Source organism: Chitinophaga sp. G7 BAM 1005 (genome assembly GCF_057126945.1).
Genome location: NZ_CP181478.1, coordinates 7,126,918 through 7,147,515, shown reverse-complemented (window position 1 = coordinate 7,147,515; position 20,598 = coordinate 7,126,918). Strand labels below are relative to the sequence as shown.

Genomic DNA, 20,598 nt, shown 5'->3' with positions numbered 1-20,598 from the left:
TAGCATCACTGGTAATCTGCTGCGACAGACTACCAGGTAAAAGGTTTTTCATAAGACATTCACAGGCTAAAGGAATAACAGGACTGCGCCCTACTTCATATCATCGAGCGCTATGTTCAATTTTAACACATTCACAGTAGATAAACCAAACAGTCCCATTAAAGGGCCTTTGGTGTTGGCATCAATCAGTTGTTTCAGCTTATCCGCAGGAATGCCTCTTAGCTTCGCTACACGCGGTACCTGTACATAGGCCGCAGCAGGAGTGAGGTGCGGATCTAAACCGCTGGCAGAAGCGGTGACCAGTTCTGCCGGGATGTTTTCTTTTTTCACATCCGGGTTGTGTACCAGGAAGGAATCAATTCTTTCCTGTACGGTTTTCAGGTAATCCGGGTTACCCGCCGCTTTATTGGAACCACCGGAACCGGCGGCATTATAATCCACGGTAGAAGGACGGGGCTGGAAATATTTATCATCACTGAATTTCTGCGCAATGTTTTCATAACCCACTACTCTTCCGTTATGCGTCACTTTGATACCATCGCCTTTACCGGGAGCCATTTTAGCCACACCAGCAATAAACAGCGGATATAATCCTCCCAGTAATACCACCAGTAACAGTGTGAGTTTTACAGAAGGCCAAAGATATTTTTTCATCTCTTTAAAATTTATCAGTTTAGAATTACATGAAAAGCGCTATCAGCATATCAATCAGCTTGATGCCGATGAAAGGCGCTATGATACCACCTACACCATAAATCAGCAGGTTGCGGCGAAGTAACGCACTGGCGCCGATAGGCTTATAAGCCACCCCGCGAAGGGCCAGCGGTATCAGCATCGGGATGATGATGGCGTTGAAAATAACGGCACTCAGGATCGCTGTTTCAGGACTGTGCAGTTTCATGATGTTGATACCCTGCAATGCTGGTATAGACGCTACAAACAACGCAGGCACAATAGCGAAGTACTTTGCTACGTCGTTGGCGATGGAGAAAGTAGTAAGGGTACCGCGTGTCATTAACAGCTGCTTACCGATTTCCACAATTTCAATCAGCTTGGTAGGGTCGTTGTCGAGGTCCACCATGTTACCGGCTTCTTTCGCAGCCTGTGTACCACTATTCATGGCCACGCCTACATCTGCCTGGGCCAGGGCGGGCGCATCGTTGGTACCGTCGCCCATCATAGCTACCAGGCGACCTTCATTTTGTTCCTTACGGATATAGCTCATTTTATCTTCCGGCTTGGCTTCGGCGATGAAGTCGTCTACACCGGCTTTGTTGGCAATATATTTAGCGGTAAGCGGGTTATCACCGGTCACCATCACCGTTTTTACACCCATTTTACGCAGGCGGTCGAAACGCTCGCTGATACCCGGCTTAATAATATCCTGCAATTCAATAACGCCCTGTACTTTACTGTTGAGCGCTACTACCAGTGGCGTACCGCCGTCGTTGGAAATAGATTCTACTTTAGCCAGTGTTTCCGCCGGGAAAGTAAATCCTTCTTTTTCCGCGAGTCGCCTGATGGCATCATAAGCGCCCTTACGGATACGGCTGCCATCGGGCAGGTCGATACCGCTGCTGCGGGTTTCGGCGGTGAACTTCACCAGGCTGGAGCCACTCACCGATAATTTACTTACCACATCTTTACCTGCCAGCTCCACGATGGATTTACCTTCCGGTGTTTCATCAGATAAAGAGCTGAGTGCGCAGAGGCGGATAAATTCTGCGGTAGAAATGCCGTTGGTGGCGTAGAAGTTGGTGGCCTTACGGTTACCGATAGTGATGGTACCGGTTTTATCCAGCAACAACACATCTATATCACCGGCGGTTTCCACAGCTTTACCCGATTTGGTGATCACGTTGGCACGCAAAGCACGGTCCATTCCCGCAATACCGATGGCCGATAATAAACCGCCGATGGTAGTAGGGATAAGGCATACAAACAGGGAGATGAAGGCCGCAATGGTGATCGGTGTTTGCGCGTAGTCTGCAAATGGTTTCAGCGTTACGCATACAATGATAAATACCAGGGTGAAGCTGGCCAGCAGGATGGTCAGCGCAATTTCATTAGGCGTTTTCTGCCTGCTGGCGCCTTCTACGAGGGCAATCATTTTATCCAGGAAAGATTCACCTGGTTCTGTACTCACCCGTACCTTAATATGATCGGACAAAACTTTGGTACCGCCTACCACGCTGGATTTATCGCCGCCGGCTTCCCGGATCACCGGCGCACTTTCGCCGGTAATGGCAGATTCGTCGATGCTGGCGAGGCCCTGTACTATTTCACCGTCGGCGGGGATAATATCGCCCGGTTCACATACAAAGATGTCGCCTTTGCGCAGGGAAGAAGAGGATACGATTTTGATTTCGTTGGTGAAAATTTCACCTACGAGTTCTATTTTCTTTGCCGGTGTTTCTTCCCTTGTTTTACGTAAGCTCTCGGCCTGTGCTTTACCACGCGCTTCTGCAATGGCTTCGGCGAAGTTGGCAAACAGCACAGTAAGGAAAAGTACTACAAAGATGGCGACATTATACGCCCCACTGCCTTGTTCTTTATTGCCGGTAAAGAGCGCATACAGCGCTACTATCAGCATTACGGCAGTACCTATTTCCACGGTGAACATCACCGGGTTTTTGATCATTAATTTTGGATTCAGTTTTACGAAAGACTGCTTCAGGCTCTCCATCACCAATTCTTTCGGAAACAATTTATTATCATGCTTCATGGTAGTCAGTCATTAAAAAATTACAGGGAAAAATACTCTGCGATCGGACCCAGTGCCAGCGCGGGGAAATAAGACAAGGCAGTGAGGATAACGATCACCGCGAAAGTCATGGCGCCAAAAGTGAGTGAATCTGTTTTCAGCGTACCGGCGGATTCAGGTATATATTTTTTAGAAGCCATTAAACCCGCAATGGCAACCGGTCCTATGATAGGCAGGAACCTGCCGAGGATCATTATAAAGCCGGTAGATACATTCCAGAAAACGTTTCCATCTCCCAAACCTTCAAAACCAGAACCGTTGTTGGCATTGGCAGAAGTATACTCATACAGCATTTCAGAGAAGCCGTGATAGCCGGGATTATTTAACCAGGCCGATGGCTTCACCGCCCAGTTGGCATCCGGATGGTGCGATAATACCCACGATGATAAAGCGGTACCGGCCAGTATCAGGAACGGCGACAACAACGTAATGATAGCGGCGATCTTTACTTCCCGCGCTTCCAGTTTGTGTCCCATGAATTCAGGCGTACGGCCTACCATGAGTCCGGATATAAACACCGCGATAATAATAAAGATGTAATAGTTGAGGATACCTACGCCACAACCGCCATAGAAGCAGTTCAGCATCATGCCCAGCAGCTGCATCATACCCGTCATAGGCATGGTGCTATCGTGAAAGCCGCATACAGAACCGGTAGAAATAATGGTAGTTACTGTACTCCAGTACCCTGTGGCGGCGGCTCCAAACCGCACTTCCTTACCTTCCATAGCCCCGGTAGCCTGTTGGATACCCATATGGGCAATGGCAGGATTACCGGCCATTTCCTGCTGCATGGAAGGAATCAGCAGGCATATCATGCCAATGGTCATGACCCCGAAGATCACCATTGCAAATTTCCTTCGTTGTATAAACATCCCCAGTGCAAATACCATTGCGATAGGAATGAGGACCTGCGCCACCATTTCCGTCATCCAGGTAAAATAGTTAGGATTCTCCAGCGGATGTGCGGAGTTAGCGCCAAACCATCCACCACCATTGGTACCGAGGTGCTTGATCGCCACAAAGCCCGCTACCGGGCCATGAGAAACGTTCACGGTGTCGCCCTGCATGGTAACAATGGCTTCTTTGCCGGCATAGCTGGCGGGCATTCCATTGAAAACAAAGATCAGCGCAATCACAATACTTATTGGTAACAGTATGCGGGTAATTGTTTTCAGGAAGAAAACCCAGAAGTTACCCAGCTTAGTGGTTGTTTTTTCCTTCATGGCTTTGAACACCACAATCAGCGCAGCAATACCGGTAGCGGCACTCACAAACTGCAGGAAGGCCAGTACAAATATTTGGGTGAAATAAGTAAGGCCTGTTTCACCGGAATAGTGCTGCAGGTTACAGTTCACCATGAAGCTGATGGCGGTGTTAAACGCCAGATCGGCCGACTGGCCGGGGTTCCCGTCCGGGTTCAGCGGCAACTTGTCCTGGAAGAAAAGTGCAAAAAAGGCATATACAAACCATACCAAATTGATGGTCAGTAATGCCTTCAGATGCTCTTTCCAGTTCATTTCCTCCTTAGGATTGATACCGGAAATTTTAAAGAAGAGGCGTTCCAGGGGCGCCATAAAATCGGACCAGGTCCGTTCACCCCTGAATACCTTTACAATGTACCTCGACAGTGGCCAGGCCAGTAAAAGCGTAATGCCGTAGGTGGCGATTACGCCTAAGATTTCTGTTGTCATTTCTATAGTCAGTTAAATAAGCTTTGCGTATAGGCGTGGGAGTAAAATCTCCAATCAGAATTTTTCAGGTTTCAACAGTACATAGATCATGTAGCCGAAAACGAAAAGTGATAAAACAAATAATGCATTCATAATAACAGGCGTTTTAGTTAGATCTTTTCGAAATAGTCGACCGATTTGAAGAATACGGCGAAGCAGGCCAATCCTGCCAGCACCAGGAGAATAGTCATCATCATAAAAAGTGTTTTAAATAGCTATAGTTTGTAAATGTTGAATCCTTACGTTCTTCAGTGATATGGGAAGTAGTTCCTTATGCTTTCCGCAGAGCAGGGGGGAGAGGGTATACATAAACGCGCTTTCGATGGCGTTACGCAAGGCACTGCTCCCATTATGATACAATACAGCGGCCACATTAAAACAACGTTTCACCTCATGAAGTTGTTCACTCCGGATCATCCGGCCGGTATAATCAGCAAAAGTGTGGATCACTTTACTGATAGAACCCTTTGCAGGCTGTTGCTGTTCTGCGGGAAATGTTAACCCCGGAATCTGTAAACCTATCAATTGAGAGATTTTTGAGTCTGGTAGCATATGAATCAATTGTTTTGATACAAATGGGGTAATGCCAGCGGAGTGCCAGCATTGGGAAAGAGCCTTTCAAACGAACACAAACGGTTATTAATCAGTATATTAAATAATATTTGGGGGAGATAGGGAGAAGCTATTCATTGGCCAAACCATGCAGAAATGGTAGGGTGTATGCAAAAAATGAAAAGCTTAAACCGGAAATGGGCGTAATGACACAATTAGAAATCGAGCAGACCAAAGGTTGTCGTGTGCTTATTTTTCAAATCAATAAAATGAAATTTAGGGGCAGCGTCAAGTTCTTTTAAAAGCGAATAAATCTTATAACTCTCCCCATCAGAGGACAGATAACAAGTGATCGTTGCTTCTACATCAGCAGTTGCAAAAAGTTTGGCGTCATTGGGAATTATATTCCGTTCATTAAGTTTCAACCTGCCTTTGTTTTTAAAAACAATTTTGGCAAATTCCCCGGTACGCATTGCATGGATAAGTTAAAGGGCACAATCTGAAGATTTCTTAATGGCAGTTCATTGACATCCCCAAGAACACAATATTCAGCTATCGAAATGGTAGAAATAAACATTGGAATATCCTGCTCAATAAAATAACGGTAATAGCCGTCCGCATTGGGAAACAAGGGATCCGCCTCGTTCAGAAATCGAATAAAGAAACTGGTATCCATCAGAACTCCCTTATGCATCATACCCTCCTCTTATCTCTTTGAGCCAATCGTCTGCATTGAAGTCACCTGACCAATTATTACGTGCCTTCTTTCTGAGTTCTTTCAAATATCCCTCATCATACTTTGGCTGGTAATCAATCAATTCCAGGAACTTCAAAGTTGATTTATCAATTTCGCCGGTTTCTGTATGTTGCTTTCCTATAACTCTTATGCCGTAAGATTTATAAAGGAGATTATTCTCCAGTTGTTCAAGATACTCCTTATTCGTTTGAATTATAACGATACCCTGATCTCCTGTGGCTAAGTGGATATTAGATTTATCCTTTCCTCCCATACTGATAACTCTACCATAAAAGTAGAATTCGGCATTCGCCCAAATAGAAACTGTTCTTGAGAATTTCGTAGTTGCATCAATATTGACCGTATTGGAATGGTCAATAGAAGTATTTATCTCGAATGAATACTGCTTCCTTATTGCCACTTCCTGAAATTTTTCGAACGCCTTTGCCGTTGGTAAGTCCAGAAAATCTATTGACTTACCAGCGGCAATTTGACCAAGAATGGCATTAAACCCTATAATATATTGTATTGATGTCTTAAAAATATGTCTGACAGACCCATTTTCCAACTGATAACTAATTATGGGTCTTTCCTTCTTATCATTAGGCATTAAGAGACCTTCAGCCTGATCCAACATATCCCTGACCTCCCGGATATCATAGTTATCCCTGGTTAAATCAAGGTTGCCCTTGGAGCCGGTTATCCTGATTTCTATGTAGCCGATTTTTTCCACGTAATAAATTTACGACAAAAGAGGTTTTCAAAAGACATCCTCAACTAAACAAATACAATACATCTTCTTTCGTCAGCTTCTTCACAAAACCACTGTCGTCAGAAATAATTTCCTTCACCAGTGATTTCTTACGTTCCTGCAACTGCAATATTTTTTCTTCCACAGTGTCTTTACAGATCATGCGGTAAGCAAAGATATTCTTCGTTTGCCCGATACGGTGGGTACGGTCAATGGCTTGTTGCTCTACGGCCGGGTTCCACCACGGATCTACAATGTATACATAGTCGGCTGCGGTGAGGTTTAACCCCACACCACCGGCTTTCAGTGAAATGAGGAACACGCGGCATTCGTCGTTGTTCTGGAAGTTCTGAATAGCCTTTTCCCGATCAACGGTCGAAGTGCTGCCATCAAAATACTCATAAGGTATTTTGAGGTGTTGCATCCGGTCGCGGATCAATCCGAGCATTCCCAGGAATTGGGAGAAGATCAGCACTTTGTGGTTGCCAATATTTTCAGAGATTTCACGGGTAAGTTCATGCAGTTTCACAGAATGGTTCGGATACTGTTCCGTATCATTCAGGATAGCCGGTGAATCACAAATCTGCCGCAGCTTCATCAAACCTTGCAGAATGGTGAGCTGGGAACGTTCCATACCCTGATCTTCAATAACACCAAGAATCTTGGAGCGATAGGTATTCCGGTAGGCATCATAAATATGCCGTTGTTCCGCATCCATTTCGCAGAAGATCACAGTTTCTATTTTTTCCGGCAGGTCTTTCGCCACCTGTTCTTTGGTACGGCGAAGAATAAACGGATAAATCAGTTTACGCAGATGTTCCTTTCTTTCTTCATCCTGGAATTTATCGATCGGCGTAGCAAATTCGTTGCGGAAAAAGTCTACGCTGCCGAGCATACCTGGGTTCAGGAAGTTCATCTGGGCATAAATATCGAAGGTATTATTCTGCATCGGGGTACCACTCAGCGCCAGCCTGTTCTTTGTTTGGAGCAGCTGTGCGGCTTTGGTAACCTTCGACTGCGGATTTTTAATTGCCTGTGATTCATCGAGGATGACATAATCAAACTCCAGTTTCATCAGCAACTGAATATCACTGCGGAGCGTGCCGTAAGTGGTAATGATGGCGTCAAATTTACCCAGTTCTTCAAACGATTTTAATCGCGCAGGACCGTGGTGGATATGATGCCTGATATCAGGCGTAAATTTCCTGATTTCATTTTCCCAGTTATAAATCAGCGTGGTAGGACAAACAATCAGCGCCATTGTTTTACCGCCGTGCTTATTCTTGTAATATTGCAGGAAGGTAAGCGCCTGGATGGTTTTACCCAACCCCATGTCATCCGCGAGGATACCGCCCCATTTGATATCATCGAGGTAGTTGAGCCACTGGAAGCCGCTTTCCTGGTAAGGGCGCAGGGTTGCCTGCAGGTTTTCCGGCAGGGCAATGTTGCGGATTTCATCGAACTGCAGCAGCTTGCGGCGCTTTTGTTCGAGTTCCAGCACTACGGCTTCATCATCAATAAACTCATAAAGTTCATCGATTACGCTGAAGTTATATTTGCTGAGTTTGAGTCCTTTGTCTTTTTCTTCCCCAACTTTAAAGAGCAGGGAGTATTTGCGCAGCCATTCTTCCGGCAACAGCCCCAGGGAGCCATCTGCCAGCTGAACATAGTTCTGTTTGTTGGCCAGCGCATTTTTAATATCCTTGATACTTACTTTCTGATCGCCGTACAATACTTCGATCTGTGCATCAAACCAGTCGATGCCGGAGCTGATCTGTAAATTGGTAACCGGCTTATGCGAGCTGAATTTAAAGTTACGCAGGTTATCGAATCCGAACACCCGCACGTTCATCTCTTTCAGTGCATCGAAGAACAGGAAGAACCAGTTATTTTTCAGCGCTTCTTTGGCGCGCAGGTAAAAATAATTGTGGTTATCGTGTTGTGCGAAGTTGGTATGTAAAGTGCGGAGTTTATTTACAAAAGTTTCTTCTGCTTCTTTACTCCGGTGGATGATGAGCACTTTATTTCCTTCCTGTACGGTGATCTTGCTCTCATCGTTCCATTCCACTTCCTGGCCGCGGTAAGCAAATCCCGGTTGTATGATAAAGGTTTCGCCCAGTTCTTTCAGGAACACCCGGGGTTCAGGCATTACATCTTTCAGTTCTGCGAGCAGTCCTTTATCGAACTGGATATCGTACTGACGGCTCAGCGGCAGCAGGTAATCTTTCAGGTAAGCGGGCCAGTCTTTGTTAGCGATGCGCAGCTGACCATTCTGGCGGAAGAGTTCCACGTGCAGGGCATCCTGCGGACTTTCAAACAAATAGATCACTTGTTTGTGCAGGAACAGTAACGGGCTTTCCCATTCGCTTTCAGACACATTTACCAATTCGCCTTCGATGGTCACGTAGCAGTTAATGTCTACATGCGTATCGCCGGTGTTGGTTTTAATGACCAGTTTGAGCCTGTCGGCGCCTATCTGCAGTTGTTGCAGGTTCTTTGTTTTAAACGCCTGCCGGTTGGGCAGTTCAAATACCAGTCCGTGTTCTGCCAGCTGAGGGAACAGTTTGGCAAGTTTAGGATGCAGGTATTCCAGCATCAGTTCTTTTGTTTCGGTAGGAAGTTCTTCCGCATTTTCATGCGTAATATTTTCCCAGATACCTGCAAACGGAGAATTTTTGCTGAGGAATTTACTGACTTCGCTGCCCTGCAATTTTCGTATAGGCGCTATCAGTTCCCGGTCTTTCTCCTTGAACTGGTAGAAGTCAACATATTTAGTAAGATCCAGTTTGCTGGCGAGAGATACGAAGGCGGTTTGTTCTTCGTTTATTTCGCCGCTTACGAGGTCTATTTTAAAATAAGGATATAATGTTTCGTTGGCATTAAAAACTGCTGCCAGCCGTTGTGTAATGGTGATGGTTTCTTCCGGGGGTGGGGGAGCCGTAACCGGCTGCCTGCGGCCTGCGGCGGCGCCATCTACCCGTTTGATGGTAGGGTCCAGTACACGTAAAAACGGTTTACCATCCATGTAGGAGAAGGCAAACTTTCCGTCCAGGTCGTCGGTAAGGGAATAGCCGTATAAGGATAGCAGCTTATTCTTTTCCTTGTCCCAGTTGCGGAGGGTATCGAAATAAAACGGGCCGTTTTTCTGCAGGAGTTGCAGGAACAGGGCTGTTTTGTGCACGCATAGTGCGTGTTCTGTTTCATCGCAGGTGCAATGTGTATCAAAAAAACGTTCCTCGTTCCGTTGAATGATCAGTGGAAACTCTTCTCCATTAACTTTCAGCAGGGCTTCTACCTTCTCATCTTTTGCCAGGCTTATTTTGGCGGGATGTTTCTTGGCAATTTCCTCTGCTTCCGCCAGTATAGTACCGGAGGTAAGCAGTTTAATGGATTTAATATCGATAGACTTCATTTTAATCAGCGTATGCTGCTGATCAAACTGTGTGTCGAAGCTCTCGAAATGATTTTTGTCCAGCATTTCCTGGAGCTGGAACAGTGCTGCCGCCTCGTGCCGGCAGATGTCGCCCAGGTTGTAAGGGCATTGGCACCGGATGGACATACCGGTAGTTTCTCCATACTTATTGATGGAAACACGGTAATAATTGGCATGTGTGTCGCTCTTAACGCGGAAGGTAGCTGTTTTCAGCACCGGGTCTGCCTCGATGAGTTCAACGCCCCCGGCCGAAAAAATACGCTTCCCCCTGCGGATCACTTCATCAGTGCCGTTGTTGTAAACATATTTTAGCAAATGGGGTAGCGACATACTATACGTTGTTGCCCGCTTTTTATTATCAGCAAAAGGGTTACTAGATATATCAAAAAAACTTAACAGCTGATAAAAAGGCAATCCACAAAAGTAAGCAGAAAATTTCTAATAACCCGCGCCTCACTCATTAACAACCCATTAACCGCTCTCCGTTTACTATGGCGGTGTAACGCCTATTTTTCAACATTCTTTTTTTTAAATATAGAAGCCTGTTTATCAACCATTTACCGGATACGTTTCCGATATCTTTCCAGAGAAAAATCCACGGCCTCCCTGGCGCCTGTTTTAATATATTTTCCAAAAGCACCATACATCGCATCATAGTTCAGCGGTTTAATGGCGGCATGCAGGGTATTAATTTCGGTGGCTGATAACGGAATGTTATTCGGATAACTGTACATCACCGATACTGTTTTCCTGTCGGAAGACACCTGTACAACATCGCCTACCAGCAAACAACCCTTTCCTTCCGGGGAATACAATACATTTCCTCCGTCGAAATGCCCGCCGCATAATACCAGCCTGATGTCGTTCCACAACAGCAGTTCATTGCCCGCCCATAATTTAATCACGCCGTCGTGGCGCTGCAGCCAATGAGCATCCAGCTGGTGCACATAAACGGGGATATTGCCAAACGCATGGCTCCATTCCACAATGGTGGAAAAATAATGCGGATGGGAGAGGGCAATAGCTTTGATGCCGCCCAGTTTCTCAATAATACTTATCGTAGAGGCGTCGAGGTTAGCAATGCAATCCCAGAGGATATTCCCGGACGGAGTGATCAGTAAATGCGCCCGCTGCCCGATGGCAAAATCCGGCGTTGTATAAATAGCGTAAAGATTGGGCGCCACCATTTCTATAATGTTCCGGTGAGTTTTCTGCACTTGTTCAAGGGTGGTCCAGCTTTGTCCGCCTGGGTTTACATACTGCCGTTCATCTTCGCAAATGGGGCATTGCGCAGGCGGCTTGTCTGTTGCGCCATATTGCACCCCGCAGGTGCAACAGAGATAGTGTGTCATGTCTTCATCTTTAGAAAACAGAATATAGGATTTTTTGGGTAAAGGGGGCAAGTTCAGCATTGTATGGTAAGCGGAGGTTGTCTTATTCAGGATTACGCTGATTATACTGATTAACTTTTTGTGATTTGGGAGATTGGAGCGGAGGTTGTCTTACTCAGGATTACGCTGATTATACTGATTAACTTTTTGTGATTTTGGGAGATGAGTGTGCTGGCCAGATTTTAATTCAGTATCTAATATTTTCTCTTGGGGAAATTGATTTATTTTTGGCTTTTCATAGAATTTTCGGAAAATTCAGTAAAATAAAAGGGCTTTACCATCGCTATTCCTTAAATAATTTAAAAAGATGAGCGACCCTTAACAGCAATGCTTATTGAATGCCGCTCACGCAATTTTACCGGTATATAAGCCTACCATTTCATTAATATGGTAGTACCCGCATAAGCACGCTGTACTTTTTCGCCTGTAACGCTCTGTGGTAAAGGGTTCCATGATCAAGTCCACATCCCCTCCACGTCACCTCCGGGGCATCTCCATGTATTAAGCATGTGCTAAGCATATGCAAAGTATAAGTGAAGCATTTCCCAGTCCACCTTTAAGCAGTGTTTATTCACCCCCTGTTATCCCCACCAATCTCCCAAAATCACAAAAAGTTAATCAGTATAATCAGCGTAATCCTGAATAAGACAACCTCCGCTCCAATCTCCCAAAATCACAAAAAGCTAATCAGTATAATCAGCGTAATCCTGAATAAGACAACCTCCGCTCCAATCTCCCAAAATCACAAAAAGCTAATCAGTATAATCAGCGTAATCCTGAATAAGACAACCTCCGCTCCAATCTCCCAAAATCACAAAAAGCTAATCAGTATAATCAGCGTAATCCTGAATAAGACAACCTCCGCTCCAATCTCCCAAAATCACAAAAAGCTAATCAGTATAATCAGCGTAATCCTGAATAAGACAAACTCCGCTCCAATCTCCCAAAATCACAAAAAGCTAATCAGTATAATCAGCGTAATCCTGAATAAGACAACCTCCGCTCCAATCTCCCAAAATCACAAAAAGCTAATCAGTATAATCAGCGTAATCCTGAATAAGACAACCTCCGCTCCAATCTCCCAAAATCACAAAAAGCTAATCAGTATAATCAGCGTAATCCTGAATAAGACAACCTCCGCTTACCCTGCAATGAGTTCTCCGTCTCTGAACAGGGGCAGCACGTTGGCGCCATCTGGAGTAAGGCAATAGTGAATATCTTTTTCCAGGCCATACTGCGCGAGGCGTTTGTAGTGGGAGGCCTGTTTCATAAAGGTATAGATGTCGTGTTTAGCGGAATGATAAAGTGTTTCCGCAGCAATGGCGGAGTCGCAGTTTACATCAAAGTGTTCTTTGATGCGGCTTACCACGGCGCCGGCAAACAAGGTATCTTCCATGTTTACACGATCTTTCCAGGCAGCACAACCCAGGATTACATTCTGGTTTTGTGCAACCAGGTAGTCGCAAACAGCGCTGATGTTGGGGAAGGAGCCGGTAACAATTTGTATGGCGTCTTTAGCCATGTGAAGTAATTTGGTACCGTTGGTGGTAGTGAGCACCAGCGTTTTATTTTCCACGAACTCACGCGGATATTCAAAGGGAGAATTGCCGTATGCCAGTCCTTCTGCTATCCTGCCATCTCTTTCACCGGCGGTGATACCACTGATAGCTCGGCCGATGTTCACACATTCTTCCACACTGGCTACCGGTATTACACGGGAAGCGCCGTTGTACAGGGCGGTGCAGATGGTAGAGGTAGCGCGTAGTACATCTATGATAACTACGATACTGTTTTTTACATCAAACAAATGTAATAATGCCGGAGATAAACACACTTCCAGGCTGGGTTTGTTGCTATCTGTCATTCAGTTTCGTTTTGCTTTAATCAAGGATTACCCTCCACTTTTCACTTTCTGCATAATCCTTAATGGTATTATTTCTTTCCCGCAGGAGCCTGGTCATATATTTTTGCAGGTAAAGCCGCTCAAATACTTTTCCAAACCAGCCATAAGGGGTGCCAAAGTCCATGATATCAATCATCACGGTGCCATTCTCTATTGGTTTAAAATAATGTTCATGATTCATATGGGTAAAATCCCCGTCGGTCATCTCATCGGTAAAAGACTCGTTTTGACGCATGGCGGTGATTTTAGTGGTCAGTTCCCTCATTTTTCCCAGGTGCTTTGCTCTCCAGGTCACTGTTTCATTATAGGATATCAGGCCATTGGTGCGACCTTTTATCGCATCTTCCTGCCGGTGCGACATACTTCGCTTATGCAGCGTAATGCTCCTGCTCAGGTCGTAGACCCGCTCCAGGGGGGCATAGATAACGGTAGTTAAATGAATAGAAGGCATAGATATGGTAATAAAATATAAAAATTCCGGTGCACCGAAAACTTTCCAGGCACCGAAATTAACAACTTTAACCGGCTATTCATACATATTCCTAGCTGAGGAAAGGCACTTTTACCACTTTTGCTTTCAGCGCCTTGTCTCTTACCGCAATAAAAATTTCTGTATCCTGCGCTGCAAAAGCCGTTTTCACATAGCCAAGACCGATAGCCTTCTGCATAGAGGGCGATTGGGTACCAGAAGTTACGCGGCCAATTACGTTGCCTGCGGCATCCTTGATTTCGTAGTCGTGACGCGGAATGCCTTTATCTACCATTTCAAAGCCTACCAGTTTTTTGGTAACGCCTTCTGCTTTTTGTTTGGCGAATAACTCGCTGGAGGTAAATGGTTTGGTAAATTTGGTAATCCACCCCAGGCCGGCTTCCATTGGAGAAGTGGTATCGTCGATATCATTTCCATAAAGACAGAAGCCCATTTCCAGGCGAAGGGTATCGCGTGCGCCTAAACCGATAGGTTTCAGGCCCTTTGGAGCGCCTTCAGCAAAGATGGCTTCCCATATCTTATCTGCTGCACCATCCGTATCTTCAAAATAAATTTCAATACCGCCTGCGCCGGTGTACCCGGTGGCGCTGATCACTACATTCGGTACGCCTGCAAAGGTTCCTTTGGCAAAGGTGTAGTACTTCATGTTTACCAGGTCTACTTCTGTGAGCGGCTGGAGGATGCTGGTAGCGTTGGGCCCCTGGATGGCGAGCAAACAGGTTTTATCGGAAATGTTATGCATTTCCACCCCTTTGGTGTTGAACCGGGAGATCCAGTTCCAGTCTTTTTCAATATTGCTGGCGTTTACCACCAGCATATATACTTTATTTTCTTCGATGCAATAAACGAGCAGATCATCTACAATACCGCCTTCGTTGTTTGGCAGGCAGCTGTACTGCGCTTTTCCGGCAGTGAGTTTGGAGGCGTCATTGCTGGTAACACGCTGAATCAGGTCCAGCGCATTTTCACCCTTTAGAATAAATTCGCCCATGTGGCTTACATCAAACACGCCGGCGTTGGTGCGTACCGCCTGATGCTCATCGTTAATACCAGTGTAGGAAATAGGCATGTTGTAACCCGCAAAGGCAGCCATCTTGGCGCCCAGCGCAATGTGTTTCTCTGTAAAAGGCGTGTTTTTCATACTTTGTTTTTAAAACGGGGCAAAAATAGCGATTTGAAAATTATGAACGGCCAATATAAAACGGCGTATGACTGTTTTAAGACGAAAGGTATACATTATAATTACTTAAAATACAATACTATAGTCAAAAGAATTAGGAGCCAATGCACTTTGGGCCGTCCGTAATTCGTAATTTTGCTGCAACACCCAAAACAGATTTGCTGTGAAAAAGAAAACCTGGCTGTTACCATTGGTAGTTATAACCTTACACGTTCATGCCCAGAAAAAGGAAGATCGCAAAACAATTGGTAACCTGCAAACACACATCAGTTACCTGAGCAGCGACAAGCTGGAAGGCCGCAGCACCGGCGCTCCCGGCGAACAGCTGGCTGCCATCTACCTCTCTGCACAAATGCAGAAAATGGGACTTGCACCTATGGGCGAAGATGGCTTTTTACAGGCATTTACCGTAAAAGAAACCCGTGAGCCATCGGCAGACTGCCAGATGACCATTGGTGAAAGCAAACTGGAGGCGGGCAAACAATTTGTGCCACTGCCCTTCAGCGCCGGCAAATCGGCCAAAGGGGAGGCCATTCCCGGGGTGAACGAACCGGATAACATCTGGCTGATCAATGTAGCCGACCTGGATACCGACAGCCGCAAAAACATGGCAGAACAGTATTTGCAACAAACACAGACCGCCGAAAAATCCGGCGCTACCGGTGTGGTATTTTATAATGGCAGGGAAACTGCCGCCGAAGTAATGAAATGGCTGGCCGAACGCCCCAAAGCTGCGGGCATCCCCGCCGTGTGGCTCAATGCCGATGTCAGCAAAAAACTGAGCGCCGATGATGCCGATGGATTCCCCATCCACATGCAGGTAGCCTTCAAAGCCATTAAACGTAATGGCACCAACGTAATCGGCTATATCAACAACAAAGCCCCCAGAACCATTGTGATTGGCGCGCATTACGACTACCGCGGCTGGGAAACCACCGACAAAACGGAGGACAATGCCAGCGGCACCGCCGCCATACTGGAAATAGCCCGCTTACTGAAAGGCTCCCGTCTTCATAACAACAATTATATTATTATCGCCTTTTCCGGAAAAGAACAGGGATTATCAGGTTCTTCCTACTTTGCTTCCCACAGCACCGTAGACCTTTCACAGGTAAACTACATGATTAACATGGATGGTATCGGCGCCCTGAACCCGGGTACTGCATTACAGATCGGCGGTACAGGTACTTCCCCCGGCTGGTCGGCCATCATTCAGGAAGCCGCTTCCAAAGAACTGCCACTGGTATATGATTCCAGCGGTATCAGCAACTCTGATCATGCATCTTTCTACAAAAAAAATATACCGGTACTCTATTTCTGCAAAAATACCTCCACCCCCGCAAACAAAGTGAACTACGACGGCACCCTACATGTACTGAAGCTGGTGTATAACATCATCGACAAAACAAATAACAGGGATAAACTCGCGTTCAGCAGCATCCAGTGAGCTACCCGAATTAAGATCGCTTCAAAATTTGCAGGTTACATATAAGTGCGAAATGTATATTTTCGCATAAATACGTCATTCGCAAAATTTCAATTTATCCCTTTAAATGGACGAGAAACTGGCGCTTATATACCGGTATTTCCAGCTGCTGGAGAGTTTTTCAGCAGATCCCGTTGAATTTGCCAGGATCTTTCATCCAAATATTATTCAGACTGAATATCCAAATCAGCTCTCGAATGAAATTAAACAACGGAACTTTGAGATCATGCTGGAAAGCATGGCCACCAATAAAATAATTTTGAAATCGCAGCACTTCAGCGTGCTGAAAGTAGTGGAATCGGGAAATACCCTGGTGGTAGAAGCCAAATGGACAGGGGAAATAGGGGTGGACGCCGGTCATTTCCGCCGGGGACAAATAATGAGAGCATTCATTTGCACCATCATAGAATTCCGCGACGGGAAAATTTACCGCCAACGCAACTATGATTGTTACGAACATTAAAGCTATGAGATCATGAAAAAAATATTATCACTCCTGGGCATTTCTTTGTTGCTGTTTGCCTGTAACCCTACCCGTAACGATGAGCGCACCACCGACAGGTCTGCCTACGACGTTATCACCGAAAAATGCTACGTGTACCGCGAATTCAAGCCAGCCTCCAACCCGCTGACAGATTCCGTGCTGCAACTGCGGAAGGAACTGACCGATTACCTGGATCAGCACCAGTACAAAAGACACATGGCGGGAAACGACAGTTTGCTTTTCCGCCGCGAAAACGGCCAGGAAGTGATCATCGAACTGCCCACCCCACAGGATATCTGGGAGCAAAGCACCATCATCGTTTTTGATCCGCAGAAAAATCCTTTGTTCGTAAATTTACACAAAGACACTGCCCAACTGGAACATTATATTCAAGCAAAATAATCAGATAAAGTTTGCCGATCATACAAAACATCAGACTAACTGTAGATGCAGTAGTATTTGGATATATTCCCAAAGAAGGCATCGTGGTGCTGCTGATCAAGCGTACCATAGAGCCCTACCTGCACAGCTGGGCCCTGCCCGGCGGCTTTGTGCTGGACGATGAAGCGCTGGAAACAGCCGTTACGCGTGAACTGCTTACGGAAGCCGGCGTAAATATCAACTACCTCGAACAACTGTATACTTTTGGTTTGCCCGGCCGCGATCCGCGCGGAAGGGTAGTGTCCATCGCTTACTTCGGACTGGTAAACCCCACCAATTTCAAACTGGCCGCCAGTTCCGATGCTGAAGACGCCAAATGGTTCAATATCAAAAACCTGCCCACACTGGCCTTTGACCATGCCACCATTATTAATATTGCAGTACAACGCCTCCGCAGCAAGATCCGCTACGAGCCTATCGGCTTTGAACTGCTGGATAATAAATTCCCGATCGCCGACCTGGAAAAACTTTACGAAACCCTGCTGGACCGGCCTATCGACCGCCGCAACTTCCAGAAAAAGATCAATCATCTCGGCATACTGATTGCCCATAACGAAAAACAGAAACAGGTATCGCAGGGGAGACCCGCGAAGCTGTTCAGCTTTGATGAGGCCCGGTATTTTAAGCTGAAGAAAGAAGGAATGACGTTTGAAATATAAATGTTACGGCCGGCCGGGTGCGTTCCTGCCGGCCAAAACTCCCACTACCGGCGATTCTCCCGCATGCCGTTTTCCCTTTAATAATTCCTATATTAATATCCTGTAGCAACCACCTTTCCTGTTTTGTGTATTTTTTACAAGAAATATTTTGGAAATACAAAAACAGTTTCTACATTTGTGTAACAATTACACAAAATAGCTCGGATATGCAAAACACAAAGCCCACAGGAGTTATTATCGCCCGGTTCCAAACGCCATCCCTTCACGAAGGGCACCTGGAACTCATCCGCCAGGTAAAACAGAAGCACAATCGCGTACTCATCATACTTGGCGTTAGCCCGGTGAGAGGCAGCCGCAAAAATCCACTGGATTACTATACCCGCGAACGGATGATCAAACAATCTTTTCCGGAAATCATTGTACTGCCCCTAAGCGATCAGAAAAGCGATGAAGTATGGTCACAGAAACTGGATGAACTGCTCAGCAACAACTTCCCCCACGAAAGCATTTTATTGTACGGCAGCCGCAACAGCTTTATGGACACCTATTCCGGTAAATATAAAACAGAAGCCCTGCCACCGGTACAGGATTATAACGCCACCGCCATGCGGGAAGCGATATCTGATAAAGTGTTTGATACGGAAGAATTCCGCGCCGGCATCATCTACAATACTTACAATCTCTTCCCTTCTGTATATGCCACGGTAGATATTGCCCTGTTCAGGAATGATAAGAAAGAACTGCTGCTGGGCCGTAAGCCAAACGAAAATGTATGGCGCCTGCCCGGCGGCTTTTCCGACCCAACAGATGATAACTTTGAAATGGCCGCCGCCAGGGAATTACAGGAAGAATGCGGCGCCGTGGAAACCAGTCCCATGCAATACGTGGCTTCCCTCAGAGTAAACGACTGGCGCTATCGCAGCGAAGTAAACAAGATCATCACCACGCTGTTCAGCACCGACCTGCTATATGGCGAACCCACCGCAGGCGACGATTTACAGGAAGTACGCTGGATAACGGTAACGGATATACCCAATTTAATTGCCAAAGGAGAAATCAATGATACACATATTCCCTTACTGGCGAAACTGACCGAAAAATATATTGACTAAGACTAAAATTATTGAGACATGACAAAGGAAAATCTCATCCTCCTGGCCGATGCTTACAAATACTCCCACCATAAACTGTACATTCCCGGTACACAATTCATCTACTCCTACCTGGAAAGCCGGGGTGGCAAATTTGACGAAACCGTTTTCTATGGCTTACAATATTTTCTGAAAGAATATTTAAGCGGTGTGGTATTCACCAAAGAAAAATTGGACGAGGCCGAAACCATCCTCACAGAAGTATTTGGCCGGAACGATGTATTTGACCGCAGCCGCTTTGAATATATCATAGATAAATACGGCGGTAAACTGCCCGTCCGTATCAAAGCCGTAGCAGAAGGTACGGTAGTGCCTGTACGAAATGTGCTGATGACCATAGAAAACACCGACCCTGAATGTTTCTGGCTCACCAACTTCCTCGAAACATTACTGATGCAGGTATGGTACCCCTGCACCGTGGCTTCCGTATCCAGGGAAATAAAAAAAGTAGTGAAGAAATATTATGAAGACACTGCCAGTGCAGCGGCCTTTGGAGGTATCGACTTTGTACTGAACGACTTTGGTTTCCGTGGAGCCAGTTCTGTTGAAAGTGCCGGCATCGGCGGAAGCGCCCACCTGGTAAGCTTCGCAGGCAGCGATACCATCCCCGGTTCCGTATTTGCAAAGAAATACTACGATGCGCCTGTTGCACCCGGCTTATCCATCCCGGCTACCGAACACTCTGTGGTAACGCTTCTTGGAGAAGAAGGAGAACTGGAAATATTCAAACACATACTGGATAGCTATCCCACCGGCACCATTGCCTGTGTATCCGACTCCTACAACATTTTCAGGGCCTGTGAAGAATACTGGGGCACTGCATTAAAAGAACAGATCCTGAAAAGAGAAGGCACACTGGTAATCCGCCCTGATAGCGGAGATCCGGTACAAACCCTGCTCCGCATCTTTACCATCCTCATGGATAAATTCGGCTACACCACCAACGAAAAAGGATTTAAAGTGCTGCCTCCGCAGGTACGGGTGATCCAGGGTGATGGCATCAGCTATTCTTCCATTCCCGGCATACTGGAAGCATTAAAGCAGGCCGGTATCAGCGCAGAAAACCTCGTACTGGGTATGGGCGGCGCCTTACTGCAACGTGTAAACCGCGACACGCAGGAATTTGCCCTCAAATGCGCTTACGCGGTTGTTAACGGGGAAGCCATCAACGTTCAAAAAATGCCCGTGGAACTGGATGCCACCGGCCAGTTACGCACTTCTTTCAAAAAATCAAAAGCCGGAAAACTCAGGCTCATTAAAGATAACAATACCTTCAAAACTGTATCTGAAGACGAGGCGCCAGCATCTGCCGACCTGCTGCATACGGTGTTTGAAAATGGGGAAGTAACGCTTAGCTACACCTTTGATGCCGTTAGAAAAACCGCAGCACTATAAATTATTCTTATTTCTTCCAACCATGTTTTCCTCAGGAGGGTGTATCAGA

17 protein-coding genes are annotated in these 20,598 nt (G+C 46.1%); 6 read left to right on the top strand and 11 right to left on the bottom strand.

Features of this window, described 5'->3' with window-relative positions; all coding sequences use genetic code 11:
• Positions 1-90: 90 nt before the first annotated feature.
• From kdpC to gcvT, 11 genes are all read right to left on the bottom strand, one after another.
• Positions 91-654: a potassium-transporting ATPase subunit KdpC gene (kdpC, locus tag ACMXI2_RS28925; RefSeq protein WP_483779352.1), complete on the bottom strand. Its 564-nt coding sequence runs from the start codon at positions 652-654 to the stop codon at positions 91-93.
• Between the two features lie 25 nt (positions 655-679).
• Positions 680-2,725 (bottom strand): potassium-transporting ATPase subunit KdpB, encoded by a 2,046-nt coding sequence (gene kdpB, locus ACMXI2_RS28920; RefSeq protein ID WP_483779351.1) that lies wholly within the window; start codon positions 2,723-2,725, stop codon positions 680-682.
• Positions 2,726-2,745: 20 nt separating this feature from the next.
• A complete protein-coding gene (gene kdpA / locus ACMXI2_RS28915) occupies positions 2,746-4,458 on the bottom strand; it encodes a potassium-transporting ATPase subunit KdpA (protein ID WP_483779350.1) in 1,713 nt (570 codons plus the stop codon).
• 246 nt (positions 4,459-4,704) lie between these two features.
• Positions 4,705-5,049 carry a DUF7674 family protein gene (locus tag ACMXI2_RS28910; RefSeq protein ID WP_483779349.1) on the bottom strand — a complete coding sequence of 115 codons (345 nt, stop codon included), beginning with the start codon at positions 5,047-5,049 and terminating at the stop codon, positions 4,705-4,707.
• Between the two features lie 215 nt (positions 5,050-5,264).
• Positions 5,265-5,522, bottom strand: a complete 258-nt coding sequence (locus tag ACMXI2_RS28905; protein ID WP_483779348.1) for a hypothetical protein — start codon at positions 5,520-5,522, stop codon at positions 5,265-5,267.
• A gap of 213 nt (positions 5,523-5,735) precedes the next feature.
• Positions 5,736-6,518, bottom strand: coding sequence for a hypothetical protein (locus ACMXI2_RS28900; RefSeq protein ID WP_483779347.1), 783 nt, complete (start codon positions 6,516-6,518; stop codon positions 5,736-5,738).
• Between the two features lie 40 nt (positions 6,519-6,558).
• A complete protein-coding gene (locus ACMXI2_RS28895) occupies positions 6,559-10,299 on the bottom strand; it encodes an SNF2-related protein (protein ID WP_483779346.1) in 3,741 nt (1,246 codons plus the stop codon).
• Positions 10,300-10,526: 227 nt separating this feature from the next.
• Entirely contained in the window at positions 10,527-11,321 is a 795-nt protein-coding gene (locus ACMXI2_RS28890; protein ID WP_483779345.1) for an MBL fold metallo-hydrolase, read from the bottom strand.
• A gap of 1,180 nt (positions 11,322-12,501) precedes the next feature.
• Positions 12,502-13,224, bottom strand: coding sequence for a 2-phosphosulfolactate phosphatase (locus tag ACMXI2_RS28885; RefSeq protein ID WP_483779344.1), 723 nt, complete (start codon positions 13,222-13,224; stop codon positions 12,502-12,504).
• Positions 13,225-13,240: 16 nt separating this feature from the next.
• On the bottom strand, positions 13,241-13,714 hold the full coding sequence (locus ACMXI2_RS28880; RefSeq protein ID WP_483779343.1) for an SRPBCC family protein: 474 nt from the start codon (positions 13,712-13,714) through the stop codon (positions 13,241-13,243).
• Between the two features lie 91 nt (positions 13,715-13,805).
• The gene (gcvT, locus tag ACMXI2_RS28875; protein ID WP_483779342.1) at positions 13,806-14,894 is read right to left on the bottom strand and encodes a glycine cleavage system aminomethyltransferase GcvT; all 1,089 of its coding nucleotides are present in this window, start codon (positions 14,892-14,894) and stop codon (positions 13,806-13,808) included.
• Positions 14,895-15,096: 202 nt separating this feature from the next.
• Between gcvT and ACMXI2_RS28870 the strand changes: the two genes are divergently transcribed.
• From ACMXI2_RS28870 to ACMXI2_RS28845, 6 genes are all read left to right on the top strand, one after another.
• The gene (locus ACMXI2_RS28870; protein WP_483779341.1) at positions 15,097-16,380 is read left to right on the top strand and encodes a M28 family peptidase; all 1,284 of its coding nucleotides are present in this window, start codon (positions 15,097-15,099) and stop codon (positions 16,378-16,380) included.
• Between the two features lie 106 nt (positions 16,381-16,486).
• Positions 16,487-16,882: a nuclear transport factor 2 family protein gene (locus tag ACMXI2_RS28865; protein WP_483779340.1), complete on the top strand. Its 396-nt coding sequence runs from the start codon at positions 16,487-16,489 to the stop codon at positions 16,880-16,882.
• Positions 16,883-16,894: 12 nt separating this feature from the next.
• Entirely contained in the window at positions 16,895-17,305 is a 411-nt protein-coding gene (locus ACMXI2_RS28860; protein WP_483779339.1) for a hypothetical protein, read from the top strand.
• Positions 17,306-17,316: 11 nt separating this feature from the next.
• Positions 17,317-18,003, top strand: coding sequence for an NUDIX hydrolase (locus tag ACMXI2_RS28855; RefSeq protein WP_483779338.1), 687 nt, complete (start codon positions 17,317-17,319; stop codon positions 18,001-18,003).
• Between the two features lie 206 nt (positions 18,004-18,209).
• Positions 18,210-19,115, top strand: coding sequence for an NUDIX domain-containing protein (locus tag ACMXI2_RS28850; protein ID WP_483779337.1), 906 nt, complete (start codon positions 18,210-18,212; stop codon positions 19,113-19,115).
• 18 nt (positions 19,116-19,133) lie between these two features.
• Positions 19,134-20,549 carry a nicotinate phosphoribosyltransferase gene (locus ACMXI2_RS28845; protein WP_483779336.1) on the top strand — a complete coding sequence of 472 codons (1,416 nt, stop codon included), beginning with the start codon at positions 19,134-19,136 and terminating at the stop codon, positions 20,547-20,549.
• Positions 20,550-20,598: the final 49 nt, after the last annotated feature.